At 59.2% G+C, this 25,172-nt stretch carries 22 protein-coding genes and 1 other RNA gene; 15 read left to right on the top strand and 8 right to left on the bottom strand.

Annotated features, from left to right (window positions below; all coding sequences use genetic code 11):
* Positions 1-34: 34 nt before the first annotated feature.
* The 5 genes from glp (at position 35) to HMPREF2820_RS03530 (ending at position 4,889) form a co-directional block, all read left to right on the top strand.
* Positions 35-1,306, top strand: coding sequence for a molybdotransferase-like divisome protein Glp (glp, locus tag HMPREF2820_RS03510; protein WP_048733598.1), 1,272 nt, complete (start codon positions 35-37; stop codon positions 1,304-1,306).
* A 30-nt stretch (positions 1,307-1,336) separates the two neighbouring features.
* Positions 1,337-1,969, top strand: a complete 633-nt coding sequence (locus HMPREF2820_RS03515) for a GNAT family N-acetyltransferase (protein WP_048733595.1) — start codon at positions 1,337-1,339, stop codon at positions 1,967-1,969.
* A 173-nt stretch (positions 1,970-2,142) separates the two neighbouring features.
* Positions 2,143-3,414 carry a divisome protein SepX/GlpR gene (gene glpR / locus HMPREF2820_RS03520; protein ID WP_070602791.1) on the top strand — a complete coding sequence of 424 codons (1,272 nt, stop codon included), beginning with the start codon at positions 2,143-2,145 and terminating at the stop codon, positions 3,412-3,414.
* A 236-nt stretch (positions 3,415-3,650) separates the two neighbouring features.
* Positions 3,651-4,055 (top strand): DoxX family protein, encoded by a 405-nt coding sequence (locus HMPREF2820_RS03525; protein ID WP_038629133.1) that lies wholly within the window; start codon positions 3,651-3,653, stop codon positions 4,053-4,055.
* Between the two features lie 51 nt (positions 4,056-4,106).
* Positions 4,107-4,889, top strand: a complete 783-nt coding sequence (locus tag HMPREF2820_RS03530) for a zf-HC2 domain-containing protein (RefSeq protein WP_070602793.1) — start codon at positions 4,107-4,109, stop codon at positions 4,887-4,889.
* Here the strand turns inward: HMPREF2820_RS03530 and HMPREF2820_RS03535 are convergent.
* A complete protein-coding gene (locus tag HMPREF2820_RS03535) occupies positions 4,886-6,433 on the bottom strand; it encodes a dolichyl-phosphate-mannose--protein mannosyltransferase (RefSeq protein WP_070602794.1) in 1,548 nt (515 codons plus the stop codon). The two genes, HMPREF2820_RS03530 and HMPREF2820_RS03535, sit on opposite strands and share 4 nt — an antisense overlap.
* Positions 6,434-6,458: 25 nt before the next feature.
* Here HMPREF2820_RS03535 and rsmI point away from each other — a divergent pair, with 25 nt between their 5' ends.
* Complete coding sequence (gene rsmI, locus HMPREF2820_RS03540; RefSeq protein WP_070602796.1) at positions 6,459-7,370, top strand: 16S rRNA (cytidine(1402)-2'-O)-methyltransferase; 912 nt, start codon at positions 6,459-6,461, stop codon at positions 7,368-7,370.
* A 159-nt stretch (positions 7,371-7,529) separates the two neighbouring features.
* Positions 7,530-9,206: a BCCT family transporter gene (locus tag HMPREF2820_RS03545; RefSeq protein WP_083308412.1), complete on the top strand. Its 1,677-nt coding sequence runs from the start codon at positions 7,530-7,532 to the stop codon at positions 9,204-9,206.
* On the opposite strand, the gene HMPREF2820_RS03550 is transcribed toward HMPREF2820_RS03545, so the two are convergent.
* Positions 9,203-10,468 carry an aminodeoxychorismate synthase component I gene (locus HMPREF2820_RS03550; protein WP_070602801.1) on the bottom strand — a complete coding sequence of 422 codons (1,266 nt, stop codon included), beginning with the start codon at positions 10,466-10,468 and terminating at the stop codon, positions 9,203-9,205. The genes HMPREF2820_RS03545 and HMPREF2820_RS03550 overlap by 4 nt on opposite strands.
* A 115-nt stretch (positions 10,469-10,583) precedes the next feature.
* Here HMPREF2820_RS03550 and metG point away from each other — a divergent pair, with 115 nt between their 5' ends.
* The 6 genes from metG (at position 10,584) to HMPREF2820_RS03580 (ending at position 17,899) form a co-directional block, all read left to right on the top strand.
* Positions 10,584-12,410, top strand: coding sequence for a methionine--tRNA ligase (gene metG, locus HMPREF2820_RS03555; RefSeq protein WP_070602803.1), 1,827 nt, complete (start codon positions 10,584-10,586; stop codon positions 12,408-12,410).
* A gap of 15 nt (positions 12,411-12,425) precedes the next feature.
* Positions 12,426-13,250, top strand: coding sequence for a TatD family hydrolase (locus HMPREF2820_RS03560; RefSeq protein ID WP_070602805.1), 825 nt, complete (start codon positions 12,426-12,428; stop codon positions 13,248-13,250).
* Between the two features lie 165 nt (positions 13,251-13,415).
* Positions 13,416-14,567 carry a resuscitation-promoting factor gene (locus tag HMPREF2820_RS11090; protein ID WP_284837538.1) on the top strand — a complete coding sequence of 384 codons (1,152 nt, stop codon included), beginning with the start codon at positions 13,416-13,418 and terminating at the stop codon, positions 14,565-14,567.
* 65 nt (positions 14,568-14,632) lie between these two features.
* Positions 14,633-15,547 (top strand): 16S rRNA (adenine(1518)-N(6)/adenine(1519)-N(6))-dimethyltransferase RsmA, encoded by a 915-nt coding sequence (gene rsmA, locus HMPREF2820_RS03570; RefSeq protein WP_070602810.1) that lies wholly within the window; start codon positions 14,633-14,635, stop codon positions 15,545-15,547.
* 23 nt (positions 15,548-15,570) lie between these two features.
* Positions 15,571-16,086: an NUDIX hydrolase gene (locus HMPREF2820_RS03575; RefSeq protein ID WP_070602812.1), complete on the top strand. Its 516-nt coding sequence runs from the start codon at positions 15,571-15,573 to the stop codon at positions 16,084-16,086.
* Entirely contained in the window at positions 16,070-17,899 is a 1,830-nt protein-coding gene (locus tag HMPREF2820_RS03580; RefSeq protein ID WP_049171263.1) for an ABC-F family ATP-binding cassette domain-containing protein, read from the top strand. Before HMPREF2820_RS03575 ends, HMPREF2820_RS03580 begins: the two co-directional genes overlap by 17 nt.
* Before the next feature lie 29 nt (positions 17,900-17,928).
* On the opposite strand, the gene HMPREF2820_RS03585 is transcribed toward HMPREF2820_RS03580, so the two are convergent.
* The 3 genes from HMPREF2820_RS03585 to HMPREF2820_RS03595 all read right to left on the bottom strand — a co-directional run bounded on the left by HMPREF2820_RS03585 (position 17,929) and on the right by HMPREF2820_RS03595 (position 21,498).
* A complete protein-coding gene (locus tag HMPREF2820_RS03585; RefSeq protein ID WP_016423250.1) occupies positions 17,929-18,903 on the bottom strand; it encodes a cation diffusion facilitator family transporter in 975 nt (324 codons plus the stop codon).
* Between the two features lie 20 nt (positions 18,904-18,923).
* Positions 18,924-19,691: an alpha/beta hydrolase family protein gene (locus tag HMPREF2820_RS03590; protein WP_016423249.1), complete on the bottom strand. Its 768-nt coding sequence runs from the start codon at positions 19,689-19,691 to the stop codon at positions 18,924-18,926.
* 163 nt (positions 19,692-19,854) lie between these two features.
* Positions 19,855-21,498 (bottom strand): AbgT family transporter, encoded by a 1,644-nt coding sequence (locus tag HMPREF2820_RS03595; protein ID WP_083308413.1) that lies wholly within the window; start codon positions 21,496-21,498, stop codon positions 19,855-19,857.
* A gap of 176 nt (positions 21,499-21,674) precedes the next feature.
* Here HMPREF2820_RS03595 and smpB point away from each other — a divergent pair, with 176 nt between their 5' ends.
* Entirely contained in the window at positions 21,675-22,178 is a 504-nt protein-coding gene (gene smpB, locus HMPREF2820_RS03600) for an SsrA-binding protein SmpB (protein ID WP_005511394.1), read from the top strand.
* A gap of 28 nt (positions 22,179-22,206) precedes the next feature.
* Here the strand turns inward: smpB and HMPREF2820_RS03605 are convergent, their stop codons facing one another.
* Positions 22,207-22,602 carry a DUF3887 domain-containing protein gene (locus HMPREF2820_RS03605; protein WP_016423247.1) on the bottom strand — a complete coding sequence of 132 codons (396 nt, stop codon included), beginning with the start codon at positions 22,600-22,602 and terminating at the stop codon, positions 22,207-22,209.
* Between the two features lie 356 nt (positions 22,603-22,958).
* Here HMPREF2820_RS03605 and ssrA point away from each other — a divergent pair.
* Positions 22,959-23,343: a transfer-messenger RNA gene (ssrA, locus tag HMPREF2820_RS03610) on the top strand.
* A gap of 73 nt (positions 23,344-23,416) precedes the next feature.
* Here the strand turns inward: ssrA and HMPREF2820_RS03615 are convergent.
* On the bottom strand, positions 23,417-24,256 hold the full coding sequence (locus tag HMPREF2820_RS03615; RefSeq protein WP_070602814.1) for a GDSL-type esterase/lipase family protein: 840 nt from the start codon (positions 24,254-24,256) through the stop codon (positions 23,417-23,419).
* Positions 24,257-24,518: 262 nt separating this feature from the next.
* On the bottom strand, positions 24,519-25,100 hold the full coding sequence (locus HMPREF2820_RS03620) for a PPA1309 family protein (protein ID WP_048733546.1): 582 nt from the start codon (positions 25,098-25,100) through the stop codon (positions 24,519-24,521).
* Positions 25,101-25,172: the final 72 nt, after the last annotated feature.

A 25,172-nucleotide genomic window follows, 5' to 3' on the forward strand; every position in this document is an offset into this window, starting at 1 on the left:
GCGCACCGCGGGTTGGTGCCGAGGAAGGTAAAACATGCGTTCTGTGGAAGAACAGTTGGCGGCAATCACCGCACACGCTGTGATGCCTGATCCTGTGCGCGTTGCTATTTCGGAATCCCTCGGCATGCTGTGCGCTGAGGATGTCATCGCTGAGCAGCCGTTGCCGGGGTTCGTGCAGTCAGCAATCGATGGTTATGCGGTGCGGGCTGTCGATATCGTCGGTGAATCTGGGCCTTTACCTCCGGATGCGCGTCAGAGTGATGTTGATTTTCGCGAGGTTGAGCTACCTGTTGTCGGTGAGGTGACAGCCGGATCTCACCATCCGATGCGGCTACAGCCGAAGCAGGCCGTGCGCGTACAAACTGGTGCGCCGCTGCCATCGCTTGCCGACGCCGTCGTGCCCCTAAACTGGACCGACCGCGGTGGCCGTCGAGTTAATGTTCTCCATCCGGTCTACTCCGGTGACTTTGTGCGCAAGGTTGGCGACGACGTGCAGCCGGGTGACGTGGCTGTGTCCTTGGACTCGGTGATTTCGCCGTCACAGGTTGGATTGCTGGCAGCGGTGGGGCGTTCGAAGGTTTTGGTGCACCCCAAGCCGCGTATGTCCGTGATTTCCATTGGTAATGAGTTGGTCGATGTTGACCGCACGCCGGGGCTCGGTCAGGTCTACGACGTCAACTCCTACGCGTTGGCAGCAGCCGGCCGCGATGCCGGGGCCGAGGTACACCGAGTGGGTATTGCCACCGGTGAGCCCCGTCGCATCCGAGAAATCATCGAAGGCCAGCTCATTCGCAGTGAGCTTTTGGTCATCACGGGGGCTGTCGGCGGTGCCGCAGGTGAGCAGATTCGCCGTGTGCTGGCTGAATTGGGCGAGGTTGATGTTTCCCGCATCGCTATGCATCCTGGTTCAGTCCAGGGCTTTGGTCTGCTGGGAGATGACAAGATTCCAACGTTCCTCCTGCCGTCGAATCCGGTCGGCGCATTGGTCGTTTTTGAGGTCATGGTTCGTCCCCTCATTCGGCTGGCGTTGGGGAAGCGCAATCCCCGCCGCCGCGCTGTCACCGCTCGTGCTGTCGGCCCGATCGAGTCGGCGGAGAAGCGCCGTGGCTACATTCGTGGCCAGCTCATGCGTGACCGCGAGACCGGCGAATACATGGTGCAGCCGCTGGGAGGTTCCGGCGGTGCGCAAGCCCACCTTTTGGCCGGTATGTCGGAAGCCAACAGCCTCATCGTGATTCCGGAAGACGTGCTGCACGTGCGTCCGGGAGATGTAGTTGACGTGCTGTTCATGGCGCGCCAGGCCTAACCTCACTCCACTACCGCGAGTATTGTTGCTGTGCGTACTTCTCGTCTAGTAACCAGTGGCGGCCGAGTCCGCCTGCGTGTGCCAGAGCGCTCTGATGCCTCTGCATGGCGGGCACTGCGGCTGCGTGACGAGCCCATTTTGCGCCCCGTGGAGCCAACCCTCGAGGACGACTGGGATAACGCCCACAGGGCTTCTGTTTTCCGCCGTAACCTGCGCAGTTGGCGTCGTTCAGAGGCTGCGGGAGACATGATTGTCTCCACCATTGAGGTAGACGGCCAGTTCGCCGGCATGCTCACACTCGGCGGTATTACGCCTTTCCCCGTCGCTCACGCATGGATTGGCTACTGGGTCGGCAGCGGCTTTACATGTGGAGGGGTCGCCACTGCGGCAGTGGCGTTGGCGTCGGATTATGCCAAGAGAGTTGGCGTCCACCGAATTGAAGCGACTGTGTTGGACAGCAATGTCCCGTCGATACGCGTGCTGGAAAACTGTGGGTTCGAGTACGAAGGCGTGGCGCGGGAAGCCTTCCATATGGATGGCGCGTGGCGCGATCATCTGACCTATGCGCGGGTGGGGGAGGACAGTGCAGTGGACCTCATCGTGGCGAGTGGTCGCGCGCAATATGAAGAGGCGGAGAAATACCCACCGCAACGGCGCGCCTGAGTAGTCTGAGTAACACACGCCGATAGGGTGATGACAACTCTACTATTGGGCGAATTCGCTCTAGATACGCTGACTGCCTTCGCAAATGCCTCTGTGGAAGGGCATGTGGGTGGCGTATTTGGGCCGGGGAGAGACGGCGAAACCCCGGGCGAAATCGCAAGGAGACACAAAATATGTCAACTTCACTGTTGCTGATACTCATCGTTGTACTGTGGCTGTTTGTGCTGGCCCCGCTGGTGGTCAATACGCGCAAGCCGATCCGTCGTACCTCCGATGCGCTTGGTAAGACCCGCGTGCTGCATCGTGGTGGCGAGGAGTTGGCCACGACGCGCCGCCGTCCGTCTTTTAAGGAGTCGGACGTGCGCGTGGCCGAAGAAGTCGACGATTCTCTCGAAACCGTTGACGCGCAGGTCGACGATGACTTCGATGTCAGCGACGTGCTTATCGACGACACCGTGGACGAGGCGGCCGACCCGGCCGTCGTTGACGGCGATATCGTCTACGAGCTGGAAGCGGCAGATGCAGAAGAGGAGACCCCGCAGGCGGATGATTCCGCTACCGAGGAAGCCACTGCTGAGTCTTCTGACCGCTCTGACATGGACGTGTCCGATGATGAGTCTGCAGACCAGTCGCTGCAGGCTGTCGTTAATGACGAGGATGCTGAATCTGACTCCGCCGTTGCCTCCGCCGAAGGTGACGTGGTTCGTGCAGATGAGTCCTCTTCCGATGTGAGCGTTGACGTTCGCCGTCAGTTTGTCGACGCCGATGACTTGATGTTCGAAGATGCCGTTGAATCTGACGCTGATTCCGGTGCCGCGGCTGACGCTGAGCACGCGGACGCTGAGGCTCTCTCTGAGACTGAAGAGGCAGCAGACACCGTAGACGAGCAGGCGGAACCCGACGAGACCGGCGAGGACGACAGCGACCACAGTGTCGAGTCCAACGATGACGCAGTCGCTGTCGATGACACCTTGACCGAAGATGATTACGCGTTCGCTGAGAAGCGCCGTGGTCGTGGTGGGTTCGATCCGATTTCGGATGCCCAGTACGCTGAGACTCGCTTTGCCCGCCGCCGCCGTTCGGTTGCTGGGCTGGCAGCGTTCATCGCGGTCACGGTCATCATCGCTGCTTTCGCCGGTGGTTGGACCTGGTGGATTCCACTGGTCGGTGTCGGCTTGATGACCCTGTACCTGGTCAACCTGCGCCGCACCGTGCGTGCAGAGCAGGAACTGCGGGCTCGCCGAATTCGCCGTATGAAGATGGCCCGCCTCGGCGTGCGTAACCGCGAGGATGATGAGCTGGGAATTCCACAGCGTCTGCGCCGTCCGGGCGCGGTAGTGGTCGAGCTTGATGATGAGGACCCGGATTTCGCAGATCTGGCCTACACTGACTACCGCTTTGATGACGACGATTATGACGAAATGCCACAGGCTCGTGTGAGCTAGTCCTGTGAACTGAGCCGTAGAACAACCTTAAAGTTGTCTGAGCACGTCAGCGCGATTTTTTGTTAGAAACTCGGCCTGTTACGATGTCACTACCTAAGACATGACACACCGGGTGTGTTTGGCGGAAGGCTTCTCCCGAGGGGTTGGGAGAAGCCTTTTTGCATGTTTAAGTCGCTGGCCTCTCGCAGCCGCAGTGCTACCGTGTTTTGACCGTGCCGTCGGGTAGCATGTCCCTCATGGATCGACCGGTAATGCGCGATATCGCGCTCGTGATTCTCCGCCTGATACTCGGAATTATCTTCATCTGCCATGGCTGGGACAAGATTTTTATCACCGGTATCGACAAGACGACCGGTTACTTTGTCGCCGCGAATATCCCGCAGGCGCACTTGACGGTCTGGGTTGTCGCTCTAGTCGAACTGGTCGGAGGCGCGTTGCTGATTCTGGGACTCTTGGCACCGACGGTGGCGATGGTCTTCATCATTGAGATGATTGGTGCCTGGTGGTCGATGCACTTGGGCAATGGCCTGTTTATCCGCGACAACGGTGCAGAGCTTGTGATGTCACTCATCGGTGGGCTGGTGATGATTTTCGTTTTCGGGGCTGGCCGTTTCAGTTTGGACAGGCAGTTCATCAGGTAAGACCTCATTAGGTACAACCCCCTTAAGAGTTAAAGGCGGTGGAGATCCCCCGTGGAGTGCGAGGAAATTCGCGCAGCATTGTCAGCTCGCCTCGATGGCGAGCAGGCAAGCATTGCCGATGAAGTCATCGATGCCCATCTTGGGGCCTGCGAGGAGTGCCGAGCTTGGTACGAGCGAGCGGTGCGGCTGAACCGCGCCCTTACGGTTGGGCCTGCCGATGGTATGCCGGAGATTTCCACGGATGATCTCTCGGAGCGCATTTTGGTCTCCATCGAACCGGAGCGCCGGCGGCGTGAGCGCGCATGGCTGCTCATGGCCGGCACCGCCCGCGGGGTGCTCATTGCACTGGGCCTTTGCTGGGCGGTCTGGGGGATTGCGACACTGGTCGACGCCTCCGGCATGATGACGCTCGGACTTTCCTCGACGCAGCCGCAGGACGGTGCAGGAATCGCAACAAGCACGGAAGCGCCTATCGACGGTTCCACTGCCACCGTTGACCCAATGGAGCTCGGAGCACGCCTTGCCATCCAACTCGCGGCAATTCGGCTTGCATTGGCAGTGGGATTGTTCTGGGCTGCCTGGCGGCCACGCGCTGCCATGGGCATGGCGCCGGTCTACGGTGCCGTCGCCACGTTCAGCATCGGTTTTGGTATTCGTGACATTCTCATCGGCGCTCAGGGAGCATCAGAGATCGCTGGCCTGGCCTTGATGTTTGTCTCCGCTTTGACACTGGCCGTTGTGTGGCTGGGCGGTTATACGCCGACGGCAATCGCACAGGCATGGCGAGCCGCCTCCGGGTTGCCGGTCACAGGCGTGCCGCCACAGCGGCACTAGCTCCAGGACGGCAACCAGAACCGCCAATCGAAGTGGTTGAGAGGCAGCGGGTAGCCGGTCAAAATCGGCAGCCAGAACACAAACGCGGCCACCACTAGTGCGGCGTGTGCGCCAACGATTACTAACCCCACCGGCTTATCGCGAGGCCACCAGTGTGAGAGATCGTCGGCAAGCAGAGCAAAGGCGATGAGTACGAATGGAATCAGCGCGGTGGCGTAGAAGAAGTACATCTGACGGTCGTAGCCGATGACCCACGGCAGCCACGAGGCGAGGAACCCGATGACTGGCAGCGCGTAGCGGCCGTCGCGGCGGCCGAGCCAGCGCCATGTGGCCCACAGGACCACGGGGACCAGCAACCACCAGATGGGCGGGGTGCCAAAGAGCATCATCCAGCCCTTGCACTCCTGGCCGCCACTACAGGTGGTTTCGGTGGAGTAGTAGAGCATTGGGCGCCAGCTGACCAGCCACTCCCAGGGCTTGGACTCCCAAGGGTGTTTGTGGCCATTAGAGGTGGTCAGCTCGGCGTGGAACTTCAGCACGCTGTTTTGGTAGTGCAGGTAGTTCTGCACGGCCTCGGGAAGCCAGCCGGTGCCGGGAAGTCCCGTATCGCGGTCTTCGGGCGAGACATGGCGATAGACCGACGTTTCTTCGGCGAACCAGGAACGCCAACTTAAGAAGTAAACGCCCAGCGGAACCACCACCAGATCACGCAACGCCGGGGCGGTATCGCGGGCGAGCGCGCCGAGCATGGGCTTGTCCGCACCGGCATTCTTGCGTGACACCAGATCCGTGAAGACAGACCACAGGCCGAATGCGGCCATGTAGTACAGACCGGACCACTTCACCCCGGTGGCAAGCCCCAGCATGATGCCGGCGAGCAGTCGCCACCAGCGATAACTGAGATAGGGGCCGAAACTACCTAGCTCCGTGGCGGATTCCAGGCGCTTGCGGGCATCGGCCTGGTCAATGAGAAGTGCCCACGCGGCCGCGATGATGAAGAAGGTCTGAATCATGTCCAGCATGCCGACCCGAGAGGAGACAAACAGCACTCCGTCGGCAAGCGCGTAGAGACCAGCAATACCCACCGCCAACCGCGAGCCGCGAGAGATGCGTCGGACGATGTCCATGAGCAGCAGGATAACCAGCGTGCCACACACCGCCGACATAAATCGCCAGCCCATTGGTGAATAACCGAAGATCCACTCGCCCAAGGCGATGACCTGCTTGGCCACTGGCGGATGCACAATCAGACCGTAGCCGGGATTGTCCTCAATGCCAGACGAGATGGGGTCGCGCGTGGACGCCAGAATCTGCCATGCCTGCGGCACATAGTGCTTCTCATCGAAGAGCGGGGTGCCATTGTCGGTCTTGGCAGCAAGCCCGATGAAACGCGTTAGCGCTGCGACGATTCCGAGAACCACAAAAGTGGCGGTATCCCATTTGTCCCACCGCCGCAGTGGCGGCAGCGGGGGAATCGGGCGCAGGAAACGCTTTTTCGCGCGGCGCTCGGTTTCCGGTGGTGGGGTTAAAGCGGCATCGGTCACGAATGTCAGTTTAAGCTATGGAATCATGACGCATTCGGCATCGAACTTCCAACCGCACGAGAACGAGCCCCTCAGCGAGGCTACGACGCTGGCTCCCGGCATCACTCTGGTGGCAACGCCGCTGGGCAATATCGCCGATGCCTCCGACCGCTTGCGCGGTGCGCTTATCGACGCCGATATCATCGCCGCGGAAGACACCCGGCGGGCGCGCAACCTAGCCACAGCGCTGGGCATTTCCCCCAAGGGGAAGTTTGTTTCGAACTTCGATCACAACGAAGAGAGCCGCACTGAGTCGCTGATTCAGGCGGCGAAGGCGGGACAGAAAGTCATTGTGGTGACCGATGCGGGGATGCCGGTGGTGTCAGACCCTGGCCTGGCTGTGGTGGCGGCTGCTCACGACGCGGGTGTGCCGGTGTCCTGCGTACCGGGACCGAGCGCGGTGACTACCGCATTGGCTCTCAGCGGCTTGGGTGTCGGCCACTTCTGCTTCGATGGCTTTGCACCTCGTAAACAGGGGGCGCGCCGGGCCTGGTTGGAATCACTGAAGACAGAGAAGCGAGCCTGTTGTTTCTTTGAGTCGCCGCATCGATTGGCTGCCACGTTGGCGGATGCCGCGGAGATTTTAGGTGAGGAGCGGCGCGCGTCGGTAAGCCGTGAGTTGACCAAGCGCTTTGAAGAGACTCGCCGCGAGACGCTGGGAGAACTGGCTGCGTGGGCGGAAGAAGGTGTCCGCGGAGAAATTACGGTGGTGATTGAGGGCGCGGGGCAGCAGGCGACGGAGGTATCCACGGAGGACCTAGTTGACCGCGTGGAGGAGCTCGTGGCTGATGGCATGCGGTTGAAGGACGCCGCGAAGCAGGCTGCGGCGGAGGCTGGAATGACAAAGCACCGTGATCTCTATCAGGCGGTTTTGGCTGCTCGCGAGGAAAATCGTTAGGCGATTGTTACTTTGTGCCAGGAAATGCCCAGCGCACGACAGTGAACAGGGTAAACGCCATTATTGGCAGTTTTTGCAAGCTGGGAAAAAATGAAGAAAACCTGAGAAAACCCGCATTCTAAGTTGAAATCCCAGGTCAATGGTGGACATGGTGGAGGAATGACGAATCCACCAGAACATGAAATACAACAAGAAGTAGGGGAGTCGGTCGTTGGCGAAGTCAGGGCCGACGATTCTCACGCTCCCGTGAACCTCGGGGTTACCGTCCCCGCCATTGCCGCAATTCTGGCAATTATCGTCTGGGGACTGGTGTGGCCGGACAGTTTCTCCACGTTTGCATCTAGTTCTCTGAACTGGGTCGTGGAGAACACCGGCTGGCTGTTTATCTTGGCTAGCACCGTCTTTGTCTTCTTTATTGTGTCCATCGCGATTTCCAAGTTCGGTCACATCCGCCTGGGCAAGGACGCCGAGAAACCAGAGTTTTCCACACCTAGCTGGGTTGCCATGATGTTCGCCGCCGGTATGGGCATCGGTCTGATGTTCTACGGCGTTGCTGAGCCACTGACCTTCTACCGCGAAGGTGTGCCGGGTCACCAGCCAAAGGAAGTCGGTACCGCCATGGCATCGACGATGTTCCACTGGACTCTGCACCCGTGGTCGCTCTACGCCATCGTCGGCCTTGCCATTGCTTACTCGACCTACCGTCTTGGTCGTAAGCAGCTGATTTCCGCGGCGTTCATCCCGCTCATTGGCGCACGTCGCGCTGAGGGATGGTTGGGCAAGCTTATCGACGCACTTGCGATTTTTGCCACCGTCTTCGGTACGGCAGCCTCTCTCGGTGTTGGTGTGCTGCAGATTTCCGCTGGTTTGGAGATCAACGGTTTCACTGCCATCAAGGGCACAAGTTTGTGGATTGGTCTTATCCTCATTCTGGGGTGTGCCTTTTTGGCTTCTGCGCTGTCGGGTGTAGGCAAGGGCATTCAGTACATTTCGAACTTCAACATGGTTGCCGCTGGCCTGCTGGCTCTGCTGGTGTTGGTCCTCGGCCCTACCGTGGTGATTCTGAACCTGATTCCGACTTCTATTGGTAGCTACCTGAATTCCTTCTTTGAGATGGCCGCCCGCTCCAGCGCTTCCGCTGACGGTACCGCCGGCGAATGGCTCTCGTCCTGGACAATTTTCTACTGGGCCTGGTGGATTTCCTGGTCGCCGTTTGTCGGTATGTTCATCGCGCGCATTTCTCGCGGCCGTACTATCCGTGAGTTCGTCTTCACCGTCGTCGCAGTTCCGTCGATTGTCTCTGCGGTATGGTTCTCCATCTTTGGTGGCACCGCCATTACTCGTGAGCAGCAGGGTGCTTCCATCTATGGCGACGGCTCGGCTGAGAGCCAGCTGTTCAACCTGCTGGAATCCCTGCCGGGTGGCGCGATTACTTCCGCTATTGCAATGATTCTGCTGGCTACCTTCTTCATTACCTCGGCGGATTCTGCCTCCACGGTGATGGGCACCATGAGCCAGTTCGGTCGACTCACAGCATCGCGCACGGTCACTGCTATGTGGGGTATTTTCACCGCTCTGATTGCGATTGTCCTATTGGTCACCGGCGGCAGCGATGCCCTGTCCAACCTGCAGAACATCACCATTTTGGCGGCAAGCCCGTTCGTCATTGTTATCTTGGCGCTGATGGTGGCGCTGGTTAAGGGGCTTTCCGACGATCCGATGTACCTCGATGACAAGGAACAGCGTCAGTTTGCCCTGCGCATGGCTCGCGAGCGCCGCTTGGCGGAAGCAGCCGAACAGCGCGAACGCCGCCGTGCTCGTAAATTGCGCAACTAGCTTTCCAACAGCAGCGGTGCGGCCTTGGCCTCAATCTCGGCCCATTCGCCCTCGGGTGTAGACCCGATGGTGATGCCACCGCCGATGCCAGCTTCGACCCGAACTCTCCCCGAGTTCGGGTCTTTTGCGTACTCAGCGGTACGAATGGCGACATTGAGCTCAAGCGCATCCCCGTGGGCCGCACCAATCGCGCCGCAGTGAGCACCACGGGGCTCGGGTTCCCACTCGCGCAGAAGCTCAATTGCTCGCAGCTTCGGTGTACCGGTGACTGAGGCCGGTGGGAAGCAGGCATCGATCAACTCAGCGTGGCTGAGCTGATCGGGAAGTTCCGCGGAAACTGTGGAAAACAGGTGCCACACGCCCGGTGCCGGACGCACACTAAGTAGATCCGTGACCTTCACAGTGCCAGTTTTGGCCACCTGGCCGAGGTCGTGGCGCACCAGGTCGACAATCATGATGTTCTCGGCGACATCCTTATCGCTGCGCAACAGCTCATGCGGGGGCCGGTCAGCGGGAATCGTGCCTTTGATAGGAGTTTCAGTCACGCTTGTGCCCGCGCGGATGAGGAACTCCTCAGGACTCAGCGAGGTCAGAATTGGAATTCCAGCATCGAGGTTGCCGGGCAAGAATGCCGCTCGAGCCGGCTGATACCGCGCCACGCGGGAGGAAAACCACGCGCCGGCGTGGGCTAGTGCAGCGTTGTCCACCTCGACGTTCGTGCCCGATTCCGCATTCAGCTCCGCGTGAAAGCGTGTGGAAATGCAGGTTTGATACACCTCGCCTGCGGCAATTGCCTCCTTGCAGTTCGCCACCGCACGCTGGTGGTGTTCTCGGTCGCCCTGATCCCACTCCAGTGGTGTGGCCGCGGGGAGCGCGTCGTCACGCGTGTGTTCGTGCGAGTAAGTGATGGCCTCCTGAAGGGCTTGGAAATCCGGATTTGAGGGGTCACCGGTGCCGGGGCCGTCGAAATGCCACGTGCCGTCGTCGGCAAGCAATGCGACGCAGCCAGCGGTCCCATGCGCGCTGGTGCCGGAGTAGGGGCGGAACCCAAATATCCACGCATCGGAGCCGGGGCTGGTGAAAAGCGCTGTCGAATCGCAGGCGGTGAGCTCGACGTTGGCGGCGAGAACTGCGCGATAACCGAACCAGGAGCCGACGAGTGCGGCGGGGCGATGACCGGCGGCGATAAGACGAGCTAGCGCAGTGGTCGCGCGCGAAGTGAAGTCAGCGGCCGAGTCGGAGGAGGTGGACCGAGTGGACATAGGACATAAGCGTAGTGACTGCGCGAGCGCGCGATGACGCTAGGGGACAGTTCTTGGAAGACTTCATGAGGGCACAGTTCATCGTGATGGTAGGTCATCTATTACCCTGTTAGATATGTCTCGCATTTTCACAGCAGTTGCGTGGCCGTACGCTAACGGTCCGCGACATATCGGCCATGTTGCAGGTTTCGGAGTCCCCTCGGACGTTTTCGCTCGCTACCAGCGAATGATTGGCAATGACGTGCTGATGGTCTCCGGTACTGATGAGCATGGCACGCCGCTGCTTGTGCAAGCGGAGAAGGAAGGCGTTTCTGTCCAGGAATTGGCCGACCGTTACAACCGCCAGATTGTGCAGGACCTCGCGGGTCTGGGGCTTTCCTACGACCTGTTTACGCGCACTACCACGCGCAACCACTACGCGATTGTCCAGGAGCTCTTCCGCGGGCTCTACGAAAACGGCTACATGGTCAAGCAGACCACGATGGGTGCGATTTCCCCGTCGACAGGTCGGACGCTGCCGGATCGTTACATCGAAGGTACCTGCCCAATCTGTGGTGCGTCCGGTGCCCGCGGTGATCAGTGTGACAACTGCGGTAACCAGCTTGACCCGGCCGATTTGATTGATCCGGTGTCGAAAATCAACGGCGAGACCCCGAAGTTCGTTGAAACTGAGCACTTCCTGCTAGACCTGCCAGCGCTGGCAGAGGCCTTGACCGAGTGGCTTCAAGGGCGCAAGGACTGGCGCCCAAATGTGCTGAAATTCTCCCTGAACATCCTGAAGGACATCCGTCCGCGCGCAATGAGCCGTGACATTGACTGGGGTGTTCCGATTCCGCTGGAGGGCTGGTCGGAAAACGGAACCAAGAAACTATACGTTTGGTTCGACGCTGTCGTCGGTTACCTATCTGCTTCCATTGAGTGGGCCTGGCGCATCGGTGACCCGGAAGCGTGGCGCAAGTGGTGGAATGACCCGGAGGCGCTGTCCTACTACTTCATGGGCAAGGACAACATCACCTTCCACTCCCAGATTTGGCCGGCTGAGCTGCTGGGCTACCGTGGCGAAGGCTCCCGCGGAGGTAAAGTCGGGGAGCTCGGTGAGTTGAACCTGCCGACGGAGGTCGTCTCCTCGGAGTACCTGACCATGTCGGGCTCGAAGTTCTCCTCTTCCAAGGGCGTTGTCATCTATGTGAAGGACTTCCTGGCGGAGTTCGGTCCGGATCCGCTGCGCTACTTCATCGCCATGGCTGGTCCGGAAAACCAGGACACCGACTTCACCTGGGATGAGTTTGTCCGCCGCGTGAATAACGAGCTGGCCAACTCCTGGGGCAACCTGGTCAACCGCACCGTGTCCATGGCTTTCAAGAACTTCGGTGAGGTGCCAACTCCGGGCGAGCTCACCGACGCTGACCGTGAACTGCTCGACCTGGCTGAGCGCTCTTTCGCCGAGGTCGGCGACGCACTCGCACTGTCCCGTTTCCGCGCCGGTATTACTGCCGCAATGCACCTGGTCGGGGAGGCGAACGCCTACATTGCTGCGCAGGAGCCGTGGAAGCTGGCGAAGGACGAGTCCCAGCGTGAGCGTCTCGCCACTGTGTTGTGGACAGCGCTGCAGGTAGTCAGCGACGCCAATGTCCTGCTGACCCCGTACCTGCCGGAAAGCGCGCAGAAGGTCTTCGAGACCCTGGGCGGCGAGGGCATCTGGGCCGCAATGCCGGAAGTCCAGGAAGTCGAGGACGACATGCCGGTCGAACCGGTCGGCGCAGACCTGCCGGCAGAGGGCAGGAGCTACCCAATCATCACTGGTGACTACGTCAATCAGAAGGCCGCCTGGCATCGCTTCGACATTGAGCCGGGTACGCAGCTTGCCAAGCCGAAGCCGATTTTCTCCAAGCTCGACTCTGAGTTGGCTGAGCACGGCCCTGAGTGGGCACAGGTGAAGTAGGGGCGCAGTAGAAGAATGGGAAAGCGCAAACGCAAAATTGCAGAACCCGCGGAGTATCTCACTCCGCTGTTTGACGCCCACACGCATCTCGCGTCCTGCGGGGCGCAAACTCCGGAGGAGATTGCGGCTCTCATGGACCGTGCCGCCGCAGCGGGCGTCGTCGGAGTTTGCACGGTCGGCGATGGCATGCCGGAAACCGAACTGGCCTTTACCGCCGCACACGCGCACCCCAACGTCTGGGCCGCCGCCGCCATCCATCCGACGCGCGCACACGAGCTTGACGACGACGCCAAGGCCCGCTTAACCGACATGGCTGCCGACCCCAGGGTTGTGGCCGTGGGGGAGACGGGATTGGATTGGTACTGGTTGGATTCTCTCGACGGCTGCGCGTCGAAGAGCGAACAGCTGGCTGCGTTGCAGTGGCATATGGAGCTCGCAGCAACCGTCGGCAAGCCGTTGATGATTCATAACCGCGACGCCGATGAAGATCTGATGGCGGCGTTGGACGGCTATGACAATACGGTCATTTTGCACTGCTTCTCCTCGCCCATTGAGGTTGCCCGCGAGGCCATTGCGCGCGGTTACCTGCTGAGCTTTACCGGAAACGTGACCTTCAAACGCAATGATTACCTGCGGCAGGCTGTGGCTGAGGCGCCGGCGGAGCAGCTGCTGGTGGAAACCGATGCTCCGTACATGACCGCGGAGCCGTTCCGAGGTGCGCGCAATGAGTCAACTTTTATCGGGCATCAGGCGCGTGCGATGGCTGCGGCCCGAGAAATCGGGGCGGAGGAGATGGCGCAGATTTTGACGGATAACGCACGTCGGGTGTACGGCATTTAAGCACGTGCCGGCGTATTGCCGCCCTGAGCTGTGGAAATGCAGCCGGGGCGGTTTGTTGTATTTCCCGTCACTTTTATCGATATATTTTAGACAACACTGAATCTTTACCGTACTGTTACAAACTGTATTTCTTTCATCTGATAGCTGCCCATCCTCCGAAAGGCTGTGACGAACCCCGTGAGTGCTGCGAAGAAGCGTCATCTCAATCGTGCTAACGACGGAGTCTCCACTTCGTCCAAGATCGCTGCTGGCGGTCTGGTCGCTGCTGTTGCTCTGGGTGGCACTGTCGCGGCATCCAACTACGACACCATCACCGTCGAAATTGACGGCAAGGTCGAGCAAATTGCAACCTGGTCCAAGGATGACAAGGCCATTCTAGAGAAGGCTGGTGTCGAAACCACCGGCGGAGACCTGGTTCAGCGTCAGGGCGATCTCACGGACGGCGGCAAGCTGGTCTACCGCTCTGCCAAGCCGGTCACGATGATTGTCGATGGCAAGCCGCAGGAGCACAAGACCAATGCCATCACTACCGATGAGCTGATTGAAGGTCTGAAGAAGCAGGGGCTCATCTCCGATAAGGACAAGGTCGAGGTCGAAAAGGGCGAGATTTCCGCTAAGGGGGTCGAACTCGACGTCGTTCGTGCCAAGAATATTGTGCTTCACGACGATGCCAAGGACATCGACCTGACCGTCCCGGCTTTGACCGTCGGAGATGTGCTGGCTCAGCGTGGCATTGAGCTGCGTGAAGATGACACCGTCGAGCCGGGTCTGGATGCTCCGGTCACCGAGGGGATGCGCATCGCGCTGTCTCGTCTGATTGATAAGACCATCACCGAGACTGAGGAGATTCCAGCTCACGAGCACATCATTGAAGATGATTCGATGTTCGAAGATGAGCGCATCGTTGAGCAGGAGGGTGAGCCGGGCCAGGTAGAGCGTCAGGTCAAGGTCACCTCTCGCGATGGTGAAGAGCTCGGACGCGAGGTCCTGGAAGAAAAGGAGCTAAAGGCTCCGGGTATCTCCACTATTCGCCAGGGCACTAAGTCTCGCATTGCAGCTCCGGCCGCTGGCTACGGTGTGTGGGATCAGCTGGCTCAGTGTGAGTCCGGCGGCGACTGGGCTATCGATACCGGTAACGGTTTCTCCGGTGGTCTACAGTTCACCGATTCCACCTGGGCAGCTTACGGCGGTACTGAGTATGCACCGCGTGCATCGCAGGCTTCCCGCGAGCAGCAGATCGCTGTCGCCGAGCGCGTCCAGGCTGGTCAGGGTTGGGGTGCATGGCCCGCTTGTACCGCTTCCATGGGGCTTCGTTAAAGCTAGTTCCGTCTAGCCATAACGAGCTAAGCCTATTTTTTGTGTTGACCCCGTAGTATCTAACTGTGACTAAAGCAGAAGTTTCTTTCTTGGGGCCGGTCGAAGTACGCGACCTGGCGGCGCAGTTGGATATTGTCCCGACGAAGAAATTGGGGCAGAACTTCGTCCACGACGCCAACACCGTGCGTCGAATTGTCGCTGCGGCGGACTTGCCGGAGGATTCCTACCCTGTTGAGGTTGGCCCCGGCTTGGGCTCGCTGACCCTCGGGCTGCTCGAACACTGCGGCCGCGCGGCGGCTGTTGAAATCGATCCGCGGTTGGCGGAGCGTTTGCCCCAGACAGTCGCTGAGCGCGCTGACGGCTGCGCGCTAGAGCTCATTGAGAAAGATGCGCTGAAGGTCAGCCGCGAGGACTTTCAGACCGCCCCAGATGCGCTGGTGGCCAATCTGCCATACAACGTTTCGGTACCGGTGCTGCTGCACATGCTTGCCGAGCTCCCCACCATCCGCCGTGTGCTCGTGATGGTGCAGTCCGAGGTCGCTGACCGGCTGGCGGCTCAGCCGGGCTCCAAGATCTACGGCGTCCCCAGCGTCAAGGCCGCCTACTACGGCACAGTGCGTCGCGCCGGTGCCATTGGTCCGCACGTCTTTTGGCCGGTCCCGAAGGTTGATTCCGGGCTTGTGCGCATTGACTGCTACGCCCGCTCCGACGCTCCTGAGAACTCCAATGCCGCCGATGCCCCCGAGGCTCCGTGGGAAATCTCGCCGCAATTCCGCGCGCGCCTTTTCCCGCTTATCGACGCTGCTTTTGCGCAACGCCGCAAGACCCTCCGTGCGGCCCTATCGGGGATTTACGGATCTGGCGCCGCAGCCGAAGAGGCGCTTATGGCAGCGGGGATTGACCCCAAGCAGCGAGGAGAGAAGCTCGAAATTGCCGATTTCGTTCGCCTCGCTGAGGTCTCACGAGACCAGCGCTTTTAATAAAGGACAGGCAATCTTTCCCCATGCACCGTGATGACAACCCCAGCAGGGCCGAGATCGGCCGGCGCGAACCGCGCGGCGTGGCTTGGACTAAGTTCTGGCCTGACGACGACGGCTGGGTGTGCAACTGCATAGTTTTCCGCGGTGACCGCTTGCTGCTTCTGCTGCGTGAATACGAGGGCTTCCTCGGGGGCCAGTGGGATCTGCCCGGTGGCAAGCTCGACGCAGGGGAGGAGCCCGCGGAGGCCGCTGTGCGCGAACTGCGTGAAGAGGCCGGCCTGCGCGCAGCGGAGGTCAGCGAATTTGCCCACTATTCCAATCCGGATATGGGCGGGGAGAACTTCCGCTTCCACACGGTGACTTTTCTAGTACGCGAGGCTAACGACGCGCAGGCTGTCCAGCTCAGTGGCGAGCATCCGGAATTTAAATGGGTAACCCAAGAGCAGTTCGATGAGCTGCCGGTGGCCTGGTATGTCCGGCGTGTGCTTGGCAACGTCGAATGGGGCACAATAAATACTCATCATGGCGAATCTGATTAATTGCGAGAATATTTCTAAGTCCTTCGGGCTCAAGACTCTGCTCGACGGCGTCAGCCTCGGTGTTCAAGAGGGCGACCGCATCGGTGTTGTCGGTTTGAACGGTGGCGGCAAGTCCACACTGCTGAAGATTCTGGCAGGCGTGGAGCCAGCGGACTCCGGACGTATTTCGCGAGCCAACGACATGGCCATGGCGCATGTCACCCAGGGCGCCGAGCTCGACCCGAATTCCACCGTGTTTGAGTGCGTCATTGCACCGCTGGGACTCGCTGAACACGAGTGGGCGGGTAACGCTTCCATCCGCGAGGTCCTCGATGGCATCGGTATCAATGACCTCGGTATGGATACCAAGGTCGCCAATCTCTCCGGTGGTGAGCGCCGTCGCGTTAACCTGGCGGCCGCGCTGGTCCGAGATCTGGATTTGCTCATTCTCGATGAGCCAACGAACCACCTCGATATTGAGGGTGTGCAGTGGTTGGCCGATCATGTTCTTTCGCGCCGGGCAGCCCTGGTCGTCGTCACGCACGATCGTTGGTTCCTGGATACCGTTGCCACGAAGACGTGGGAAGTCCACGATGGCACCGTCGATTTTTACGATGGCGGTTACAACGACTGGACGTTCGCGCGTGCCGAGCGTGCGCGCCAAGCCGATGCCGCCGAGCAGCGTCGCCAGAACCTTGCGCGTAAGGAACTCGCGTGGTTGCGCCGGGGTGCGCCGGCCCGCACCTCGAAGCCTCGCTACCGCATCGAAGCAGCTGAGGCTCTCATCGCCGATGTCCCGGCGCCGCGTGATTCCGTGGAGTTGATGGCGTTTTCGCAGCGTCGACAGGGCAAGGTGGTCGTAGAGCTAGAGCATGCGTCCCTGGAAACGCCCGATGGTAGGGAATTGCTTAACGACGTCACGTGGCGTCTGGCCCCCGGCGAGCGCATTGGCCTGGTCGGTGTCAACGGCTCGGGTAAGACGACTTTGTTGCGCGCATTGGCGGGAGACTACCCCTTAAGCGATGGCAAGCGGATTGAGGGCAAGACGGTGCGTCTGGGTTGGCTGCGACAGGAGCTCGATGATCTGCCGCTGGATATGCGTGTGCTCGACGCTGTGGAGGACGTGGCGACCTACATTGACCTGGGCAAGAAGCAGATTAGCGCCTCGCAACTGGCGGAGCGACTGGGTTTTTCCCCGAAGCGGCAGCGCACCCCAATCGCAGACCTCTCCGGCGGTGAGCGTCGCCGCTTGCAACTCACACGCGTGTTGATGAGTGAGCCGAACTTCCTGCTGCTCGACGAGCCGACGAATGACCTGGATATTGACACGCTGCAGGAATTGGAAGACCTGCTGGACAATTGGCCGGGCACGTTGGTGGTCATCTCGCACGACCGCTACCTGATTGAGCGTATTGCGGACTCGACCTGGGCCCTCTTCGGCGATGGCGAGCTGACGAACTTGCCAGGCGGGATTAGTCAGTACCTCCAGCGTCGCGCACAGCTGGCTGACTCGGCCGCTAGTGGTGGTGCCTCTCAAGCAAATGCCGGTAGTCCGCAGACCCGTGGCGCAGCTTCAGAGGAGGATACCTCGAAGCTCTCGGCTGCGGAAGCTCATGCTGTCCAGAAGAAGATGAGTGCTCTGGAGCGGAAGATGGCGAAGCTCAGCCAGCAAGAAAGTGAACTGCATGCGCAGATGGCGGAAGCGAGTGCTGATGTAGCCAACTTGGACACACAAAAGCTGGCGGACCTCGATCGCCGTGCTGCGGAGGTGGTTGAGCAGAAGGCAGAGCTGGAGATGGAGTGGCTGGAGCTAGGGGAGCAGCTCGAGGGCTAGCACCTTATTTCAGCTACTAGCCGAACATTTTAGGTATGAGCCGGGTACTCGTGGTCAGCGTGCCCGGTTCTTTCAATTTGCACCGTGGCGTGTTCAATCCCGTGGACGTCGTGAAGCAGTGCCTGCGCGCGGTCGAGCAATGCGTGCTCGTCGCCGTTGGGGAGCGTGTCGCAGCGCACGAGATGGACAGATGCCAGTAGGTCGCTGCCGTTGAGGGACCAGACGTGGAGATCGTGGACATCGACCACTCCGTCCAAGTCAGACAGGTCAGCAGTGATTCTCTCAGTGTCGACGCCCTTCGGGGTGTACTCCAGCAACACGTGGAGACAGTCGCGCACCAGAACGGCGGCTCGGGGGACGATGAAGAGCGCAATCACGATAGAGACCACCGAGTCGATGGCAGTCCAGCCGGTGTATGCGATAGCGATAGCGGAGATAATGACGGCGACCGAACCAGCGGCGTCGACAAGCACGTGCAGATACGCGCCGCGGACGTTGACGCTTTCCTTGGCAGCGCCGGCGAGCAGAAACGCCGCAATCACATTGGTGAGCAGGCCGATGACTGCGATGATGAGCATCGACGTGGTTTGAATCTCAGATTGCTCCACTGACCCGAATCGCCGGATTGCGCCCCAGAGAATCACAGCGGCAATGATGAAAACTGTCAGACCGTTGACGAGAGCAGTCAGAACCTCAACACGACGGTACCCGTACGTCGCGCGGTGATTGGCTCCGCGCTGGGCGATAGCCAAACCGGCAACTGCCATAAGCAGGCCTGCGGAGTCCGTCACCATATGGCCGGCATCTGCCAGCAGCGCCAGTGAACCCGAGACCAAGCCGCCGATGAGCTCGGCGAGAAATACGACAAGAGTTAGACCCGCAGCTGCGAGCAGGCGACGGGCAGGAGTATTCGCGGGGTCAATATGAGCGTGGTCATGGCCGTGTGAATGACCGTGTGAATGACCGTGGCCGTGTGAGTGGCCAGAGTGTTCAGTTGTGTCCATAACCCCTAATGATAACAGGGCTATTCAGCCTCCGGAAGATAGCTATCCGCCCACGCATAAATCAGGTCAGCAGCGCGCGCGGCGGACTTAGCGCGAGTGAGCAAGTGGTCTGCGCGATCCAAGCTCATCAGGGATTTTGGATAGCGAGAGACCTGGAAAATCTTCTGGGCGCTATCGATACCAACAGTCTGGTCGGTCGGGGAGTGCAGAATAAGCAGTGGCTTGCGCAGCTGGCTGAGATAAACCTCCGGGTTGTAGTCCGCCAACACTTCCAAGAACTCACGGGAGATGGGAATGCCACGACCTTCAATCTGCAGAACCTGCGTGCCGTGCTCATCGACCGTCGAAATGTCACCGGCGATGCGCACAATCGAGTGTGCCGGATCGAAGGGTGCACCGATTGTCGCTACCGCCTTGATTTTCGGCATATCGTGGCCGGCGTTCAGCGCCGCTGCGCCACCGAGCGAGTGCCCAATCAGTAGCGAGGGGGCCTCAAATTCTGCCTCCATGAACTCGTAGGCGGCCTTAAGGTCATCGATGTTGGTCTGGAACGTCGTCTCACCGAAATCACCAGTGGACTGCCCGAGGCCAGTGAAGTCGAACCGGAACGCCGCAATGCCCTTCTTCGCCAGCGCCTTGCAGGTGCGTGACGCGCCGGGCACCATCCGATTACACGTGAAGCAATGACCAAATAGTGCCCACGCGCGTGGCTTACCATCCGGCAAATCAATCGATGCAGCCAGAGTCTCGCCTGTCGATCCCGTAAATTTTAGGTGCTTTGTTGGCATAGGTTATATCCGCGTCTCAGTGTGTGCTCAAAGTGTGTACGTTTTCGCTTAACGACGCCCGTTGTGGTGGCGACCGTACGCAATACTAAACCCGAGTACCGCAAATAAGTGAGGGATTGGCCGAAAAATTCGACCAATCCCTCAGTTGCCCAGAAGTTGTGAGTTAACGCACCGGAACCCCTGGCCCCAGCGGAATACCCGCGAGATACCACACAACAAAGAATAGGAACCAGCCCACCAGCATGCACAGCGAGTAAGGGATGGCCAGTGACATCAGCGTGCCGACACCCGCCGGCTTGTAGTACTTCTGCAGGAAGGTCAGTGCCAGCGCAAAGTACGGCGACATCGGTGTAATGATGTTGGTCGGGGAGTCACCAATACGGAATAGCTGCTGAGAGACCTCCGGGGAGACGTTGACGTACATCAGCATCGGCACCACGACCGGCGCCATCAGTGCCCACTGTGCAGAGCCCGAGGTAATCAGCATGTTGAGAACAGCCACCATCAGGACGAAGGCAGCAAAGAGCAACAGCGGCGGCAGATCCGCCTTGGTCAGGAATTCGGAGCCCTTGATGGCGGTCCACTGGCCGATATTGGACCACTTGAAGTAGGCCGTGAACTGCGAAACAGCGAAGAAGAGCACCATCATTGTGGTCAGTGTGCCCAGGCCACGTTCCATGAAGGCGGGCACATCTGCAGAGGAGGTGATGGTCTTGGCGCCAATGCCGTACGCAATACCGACCACGGCGAAGAAGAGGGCAATGGACACCACGACGTCGGTAAGCAGCACGGAATTCAAGATGCCGTCGCCTTCGCCGCGCAGAGGCGAACCCGGGATGAATAGGGCAGCGAACCACAGCGCCAGGAAGATGACGGCGGCGATGTTGCCGTAGCGCAGGCCATGGCGTTCGGAGGGATTTAGAACGAGCTTATCGCGGCCGCTGTTGGAGCTGCTCGACGCGGTGTCCTGCTCCTTTTTCTTAGCGTTTTCCTCAGCAGCCTCCTCCGAAGCGCCCGGCTTGGTGAACTCGGCAGCTTCGTGGTCAACATGATCTTCGTGGATGGTCTTCTCCACGTGCTTGGTGATGAACAGCTCAGTAACAGCCGTAATAATCAGAGCCAGCACAATCGACGAGGCCATGGTGAAGAAGTAGTTGGCCAGCGGCGAAACTACGTATTCCGGATCTACGAAGTGCGCAGCATGCGTGGAGATGCCTGCCAGCAGCACATCGGTAATGTTGAGCACCAGTGATGAATTGAACCCGGCCGACGAGGCGGCAAAGGCGACCATCGCACCGACAATAGGGTTACGGCCAACCGCGGCAAATGAGGCGGCTCCCAGCGGAATGAGAATCACGTAGACGGCGTCAGAAGCGATCGAACCAGTCACGCCGGCCAGGGCGACAATGAATGTCAGCAGGACAGGGGAGTGCACCTTGGAAATTGCCGCGCGAATTGCCGAGCCGATGTAACCGGAGTACTCCGCAATGGCGACACCGAGCATGCACACCAGAATCAGGCCAACTGGTGCGAAGTCCGTGAAGTTCGTTACCGCCTCAGAAACCATCTTTTGCAGATACTCAGCGGTAGCGAGACTTTCCACCTCGATGATGTCACCCGACGCGGGATCCTTAGCCTGCATACCCGCAGCCTCACCGAGCCACGAAGAAACGATGACTACACCGGCAAGAATCACGAACAGCCAAAACGGATTTGGCAGTGCGTTGCCGATGCGTTCCAGTGTTGCTAGGAACCCCTTTGGCTTCGGGGGCGCTTTGACCGGTTCCAACGTTTTTGACTGTCCCATATTTAAATCCCTCTGTGTTAGACGTTGGTAAAAGGTTAGGGGAAAGTAAGTTGCGTCACAACGTAAAAGGCCAGAGGCATATATATGTTGGCTGCAAGGAGGCGCACAAGGGAAAGTTAAGGGAATAGCTAGGAAATAGCTGTAGTGCACCTTCTTCGACTAGAGTTAAGTAGGTTATGGGCAAGAAGAAGTCGAAGAAAGAAAAGGTCAGCGCCAACAACGCGGTGGTGGCCACCAATCGTCGTGCCCGCCATGACTACAACATTCTTGACACCTACGAATGCGGTGTCGTTCTCGTGGGCACTGAGGTCAAGGCGCTGCGCGAGGGCAAAGCATCGCTTAACGACGCCTTCGCGACCATCGATGACGGAGAAGTGTGGCTGCGCGGGCTGCATATCCCGGAGTACTCCTACGGTTCGTGGACTAATCACTCGCCGCGTCGTTCGCGCAAGCTGTTGTTGCACCGCAAGGAGATTGACACCCTGTGGGGCAAGGTCCGCGATGGTAACAACACGCTTGTACCCCTGAAGCTGTATTTCACCAACGGTCGCTTGAAGGTCGAGCTCGCACTCGCCCGCGGTAAGCAGGACTATGACAAGCGCCAGGACATCAAGCGCCGCACGGAGGAGCGCGAAGCTACTCGTGCGCTGGGTCGCCGTGTGAAGGGCATCAAGGGGTAGCAGAGGTCTTCATTAGGAAAGGGCTCTATTAGAAGGGGAACTCAGTCGCATCGACTGGGAGGATGAGCAGGCCAATGACGTTTTCGTGACGGTCAAAGGCAACTCGAGCCATCCATTCGCCAGCCTCATGTTTGAGGGTGGTGATGACGAGACTTGTGCCGAGAATCTTCGACAGGAGTTTCTGCGAGGTCGGTTCCTTAGTCCTGGTTCCCCCGAGGCTGGTGACTTGGGTGTCGTCGAAAGATTCGAACGCCCCAGTCTCGGTGAGAACATCTTCCCAGACAGAGTAGATAGTGGACCAGGGGAGATCCTTCCGGAGCTTTGGGGAGATCATGCTTACGGTTTCTGCTTCTTCGCCGTTGATGATGTGGCGAAGGAATTTTTCGCCGAGTTCGGCGATATGTGTAGTTTTTGTGGCAGTCATCAATTCTCCTGAAACGGGGTTTTGGACACTTCCGAACCGTTTGAATGCCGCTTGCCGGGAGATATTGAGTACATTTCCAATCTCTGCCCATGAATGGCCCGCTGCGCGAGCCTGCGCCACGGCATCTTCAAGTTCTTGTTCGGCAATGTTCGTTGCTTGCAGTCGGTGACGGATTGTCGTCAATGGATCCATGACTGCAGTCAACCATTGGTTGACGTCAGTGTCAACCCGGAGTTGACGACCGTATTGGGTTGCTGGCTTTTATGACGAGGTTTGTTGACTTTTCTCGTCGTAAAGCGTTATTCTTGAACATCCTTTGAGTGCTACGCACATTCCCGCGCTCGAAGGCGTTGTATGGGGCTGACATGGTTTCGACACCGTACAGTGAGCCAGGGGAAGCGTGCCGGTGCAGGCTAGAGACCACCGTTTAAGCGTCGTAGCAACTGATTAAGCGCCGAGAACACTCAGCGCGACTACGCTCTCGCTGCCTAATTAAGCGACTAGCGTGTCTGTCAGGCCGGGCTTGCCCTTTGGTCCGGACCCTGGCATCGACTTAAAAGGGCTCGCCCGATGGGTGTGCCGTAAGGCTCATCGGGGATCTTCTTACTTGCGGCTGGGCCCGTCATTCGGACATGTTTGCCTGAGCCGAAGGGTCGAGTAGAGGCGATCGTGCGAACTGCGCACGGAGAAGCCCTGGCGAGTTGGCGGTGGACCCGAGTTCAATTCTCGGCAGCTCCACAAATGGAAATCCCCGGTCATTACGACCGGGGATTTTTCGTTGTACTTGAAGACGCCTGAGCGGCGTCGGGCAACCTTAGAAGGTGCTCTTGTAGACGTTGGCGATGGTGGTGCCAGTAACTGCCGAACCGTGGAAGGTCGGGTGGTTGGTCATGTTGTAGGAAGCAACGTCAGTATCCAGAATTGCCGAGACTTGACGCTCACCGTCCGGGCCGCACATTGCGACATCGATGTTGGCAATGTTCTTCATGTTGACGAAACCGATGCCGGACTCATTTGCAGCGCGCTCCTGACGGTTCTGCAGAGCCATCTCAAACTGGTGCATGCCGGCAGCCGGAATGTGCGGTGCAAAACCTGCGGCGTTGACCGGGCAAGCGTAGTGAGTCGGATCATTCGAGGTGAAAGCTGGGTAGCCAATCAGCATGACGCGAGCAGTTGGGTTAGCGGCCTTGATCTTCTCCACAGCGGCCACAACGTTGGTGGTGTACAGGTCATCCTGAACCGGCATTGGCAGCACAGCGCCCTGCATCGCGTCATTGGCGCCAACGTAGATGGTTACCAGCTGGGTAGCCGGGCCGAGGGAGCCCTGAGCGATGGCGTTGTCAACCTGGCCCATCAGGGACTTCTGCGGCTGAGTCGGCATGAAAGCGGTAGTGCCGTTGCAGGAGTAGTCGTGCAGTTCAAGGCCAGTCTCACGAGCAACGTGAGAGCCGATGTTCGAGACCGAAATCGGGCAGCCACCACGGCCCGGTACGGCCGGGTCGGACTGACCCGGGTTAGCAGCGAAGGAATCGCCGAAGGCAACGTAGTTACCAGTAGGAAGAGCGTTGGCAACACCACCGGTCAGGAGGGAGGCTGCCAGCGCAGAAGCTGCAGCTGCCGAGGCTGCTGCACGGCGAACAACGTTGTTCTTCATAATTAAAAACCTCTTAGTTGAAAACCTATAGAAGGAAAAACTCGCGCTACACTCGCGATTTCTTCGCCACAGACCGTCCCTGGAAGAACCAAGTCCGACAGAACCAAGTCCGACAGAACCCTGAGCGGATACTTAGAGACGCGCCTTTATCACTTTGTTATACAACTAGGTTCTAAGTCCGATGTCAACCGGAATCAGCTAGTTATATGTATATTCGGCGCTTTCAATACCTCTTTTTGTCTCTTATCGCTGGTAGGTGGATTTATGAGGCGCTTCCGAACGTGGAATACAACGCAGCGATGACACCATCGGCTACCCCAGAACCATCTTTTAGCTCAATCTCATCTTCAGCAAAGGGCCCACGCTCATCCAGTTCCGCCTCTGTGGGGCGAGGTTGGATCAGTGTTAGGTGTGGACCTTCGCTGATAACACCACTGAAAAGACGTGCCTGGCGAGCCGCCTCACCATCCGCCTGTGCCCGCACCTCGTCCAGGGATGCACCCTCAAAGCTGTCCGCCTGCTCCGGAGCGATGACCATTATTTCCTGCGCTAACACGGCACCGACGACACCTGCCGGCCACGATGTCCGAGCGATAAAGTCCGCCAACTCAGGGCTACCGCCTTCAATTCCCTCGGGGAGGGGTTCCTGCGCAACGACAGTCAATGGGGCGCTGTCAATCAGCTCGTCGGCAAGCACGTCGGCAAGCGCGGCGGTGGGGACGAGGGCGAAGAGGCTCGGAGCGCGGTCCCAACCTTCGGCGTGGACGTATTCGACAGCTTCGCGCACGGCGCGATTGAGTGCCTGCTGGCTGAGATGAGTCTGAGTGCCGTTGTTTTCGCTCATGACGCTTGACGACGCCCCTTTCCTGGCAACGCTGTTTAAACAGCATCCTTAGTCAAATGTTAGGAACTTTAT

It is taken from the genome of Corynebacterium sp. HMSC064E08 (assembly GCF_001811805.1).
GTDB lineage: Bacteria > Actinomycetota > Actinomycetes > Mycobacteriales > Mycobacteriaceae > Corynebacterium > Corynebacterium jeikeium_D.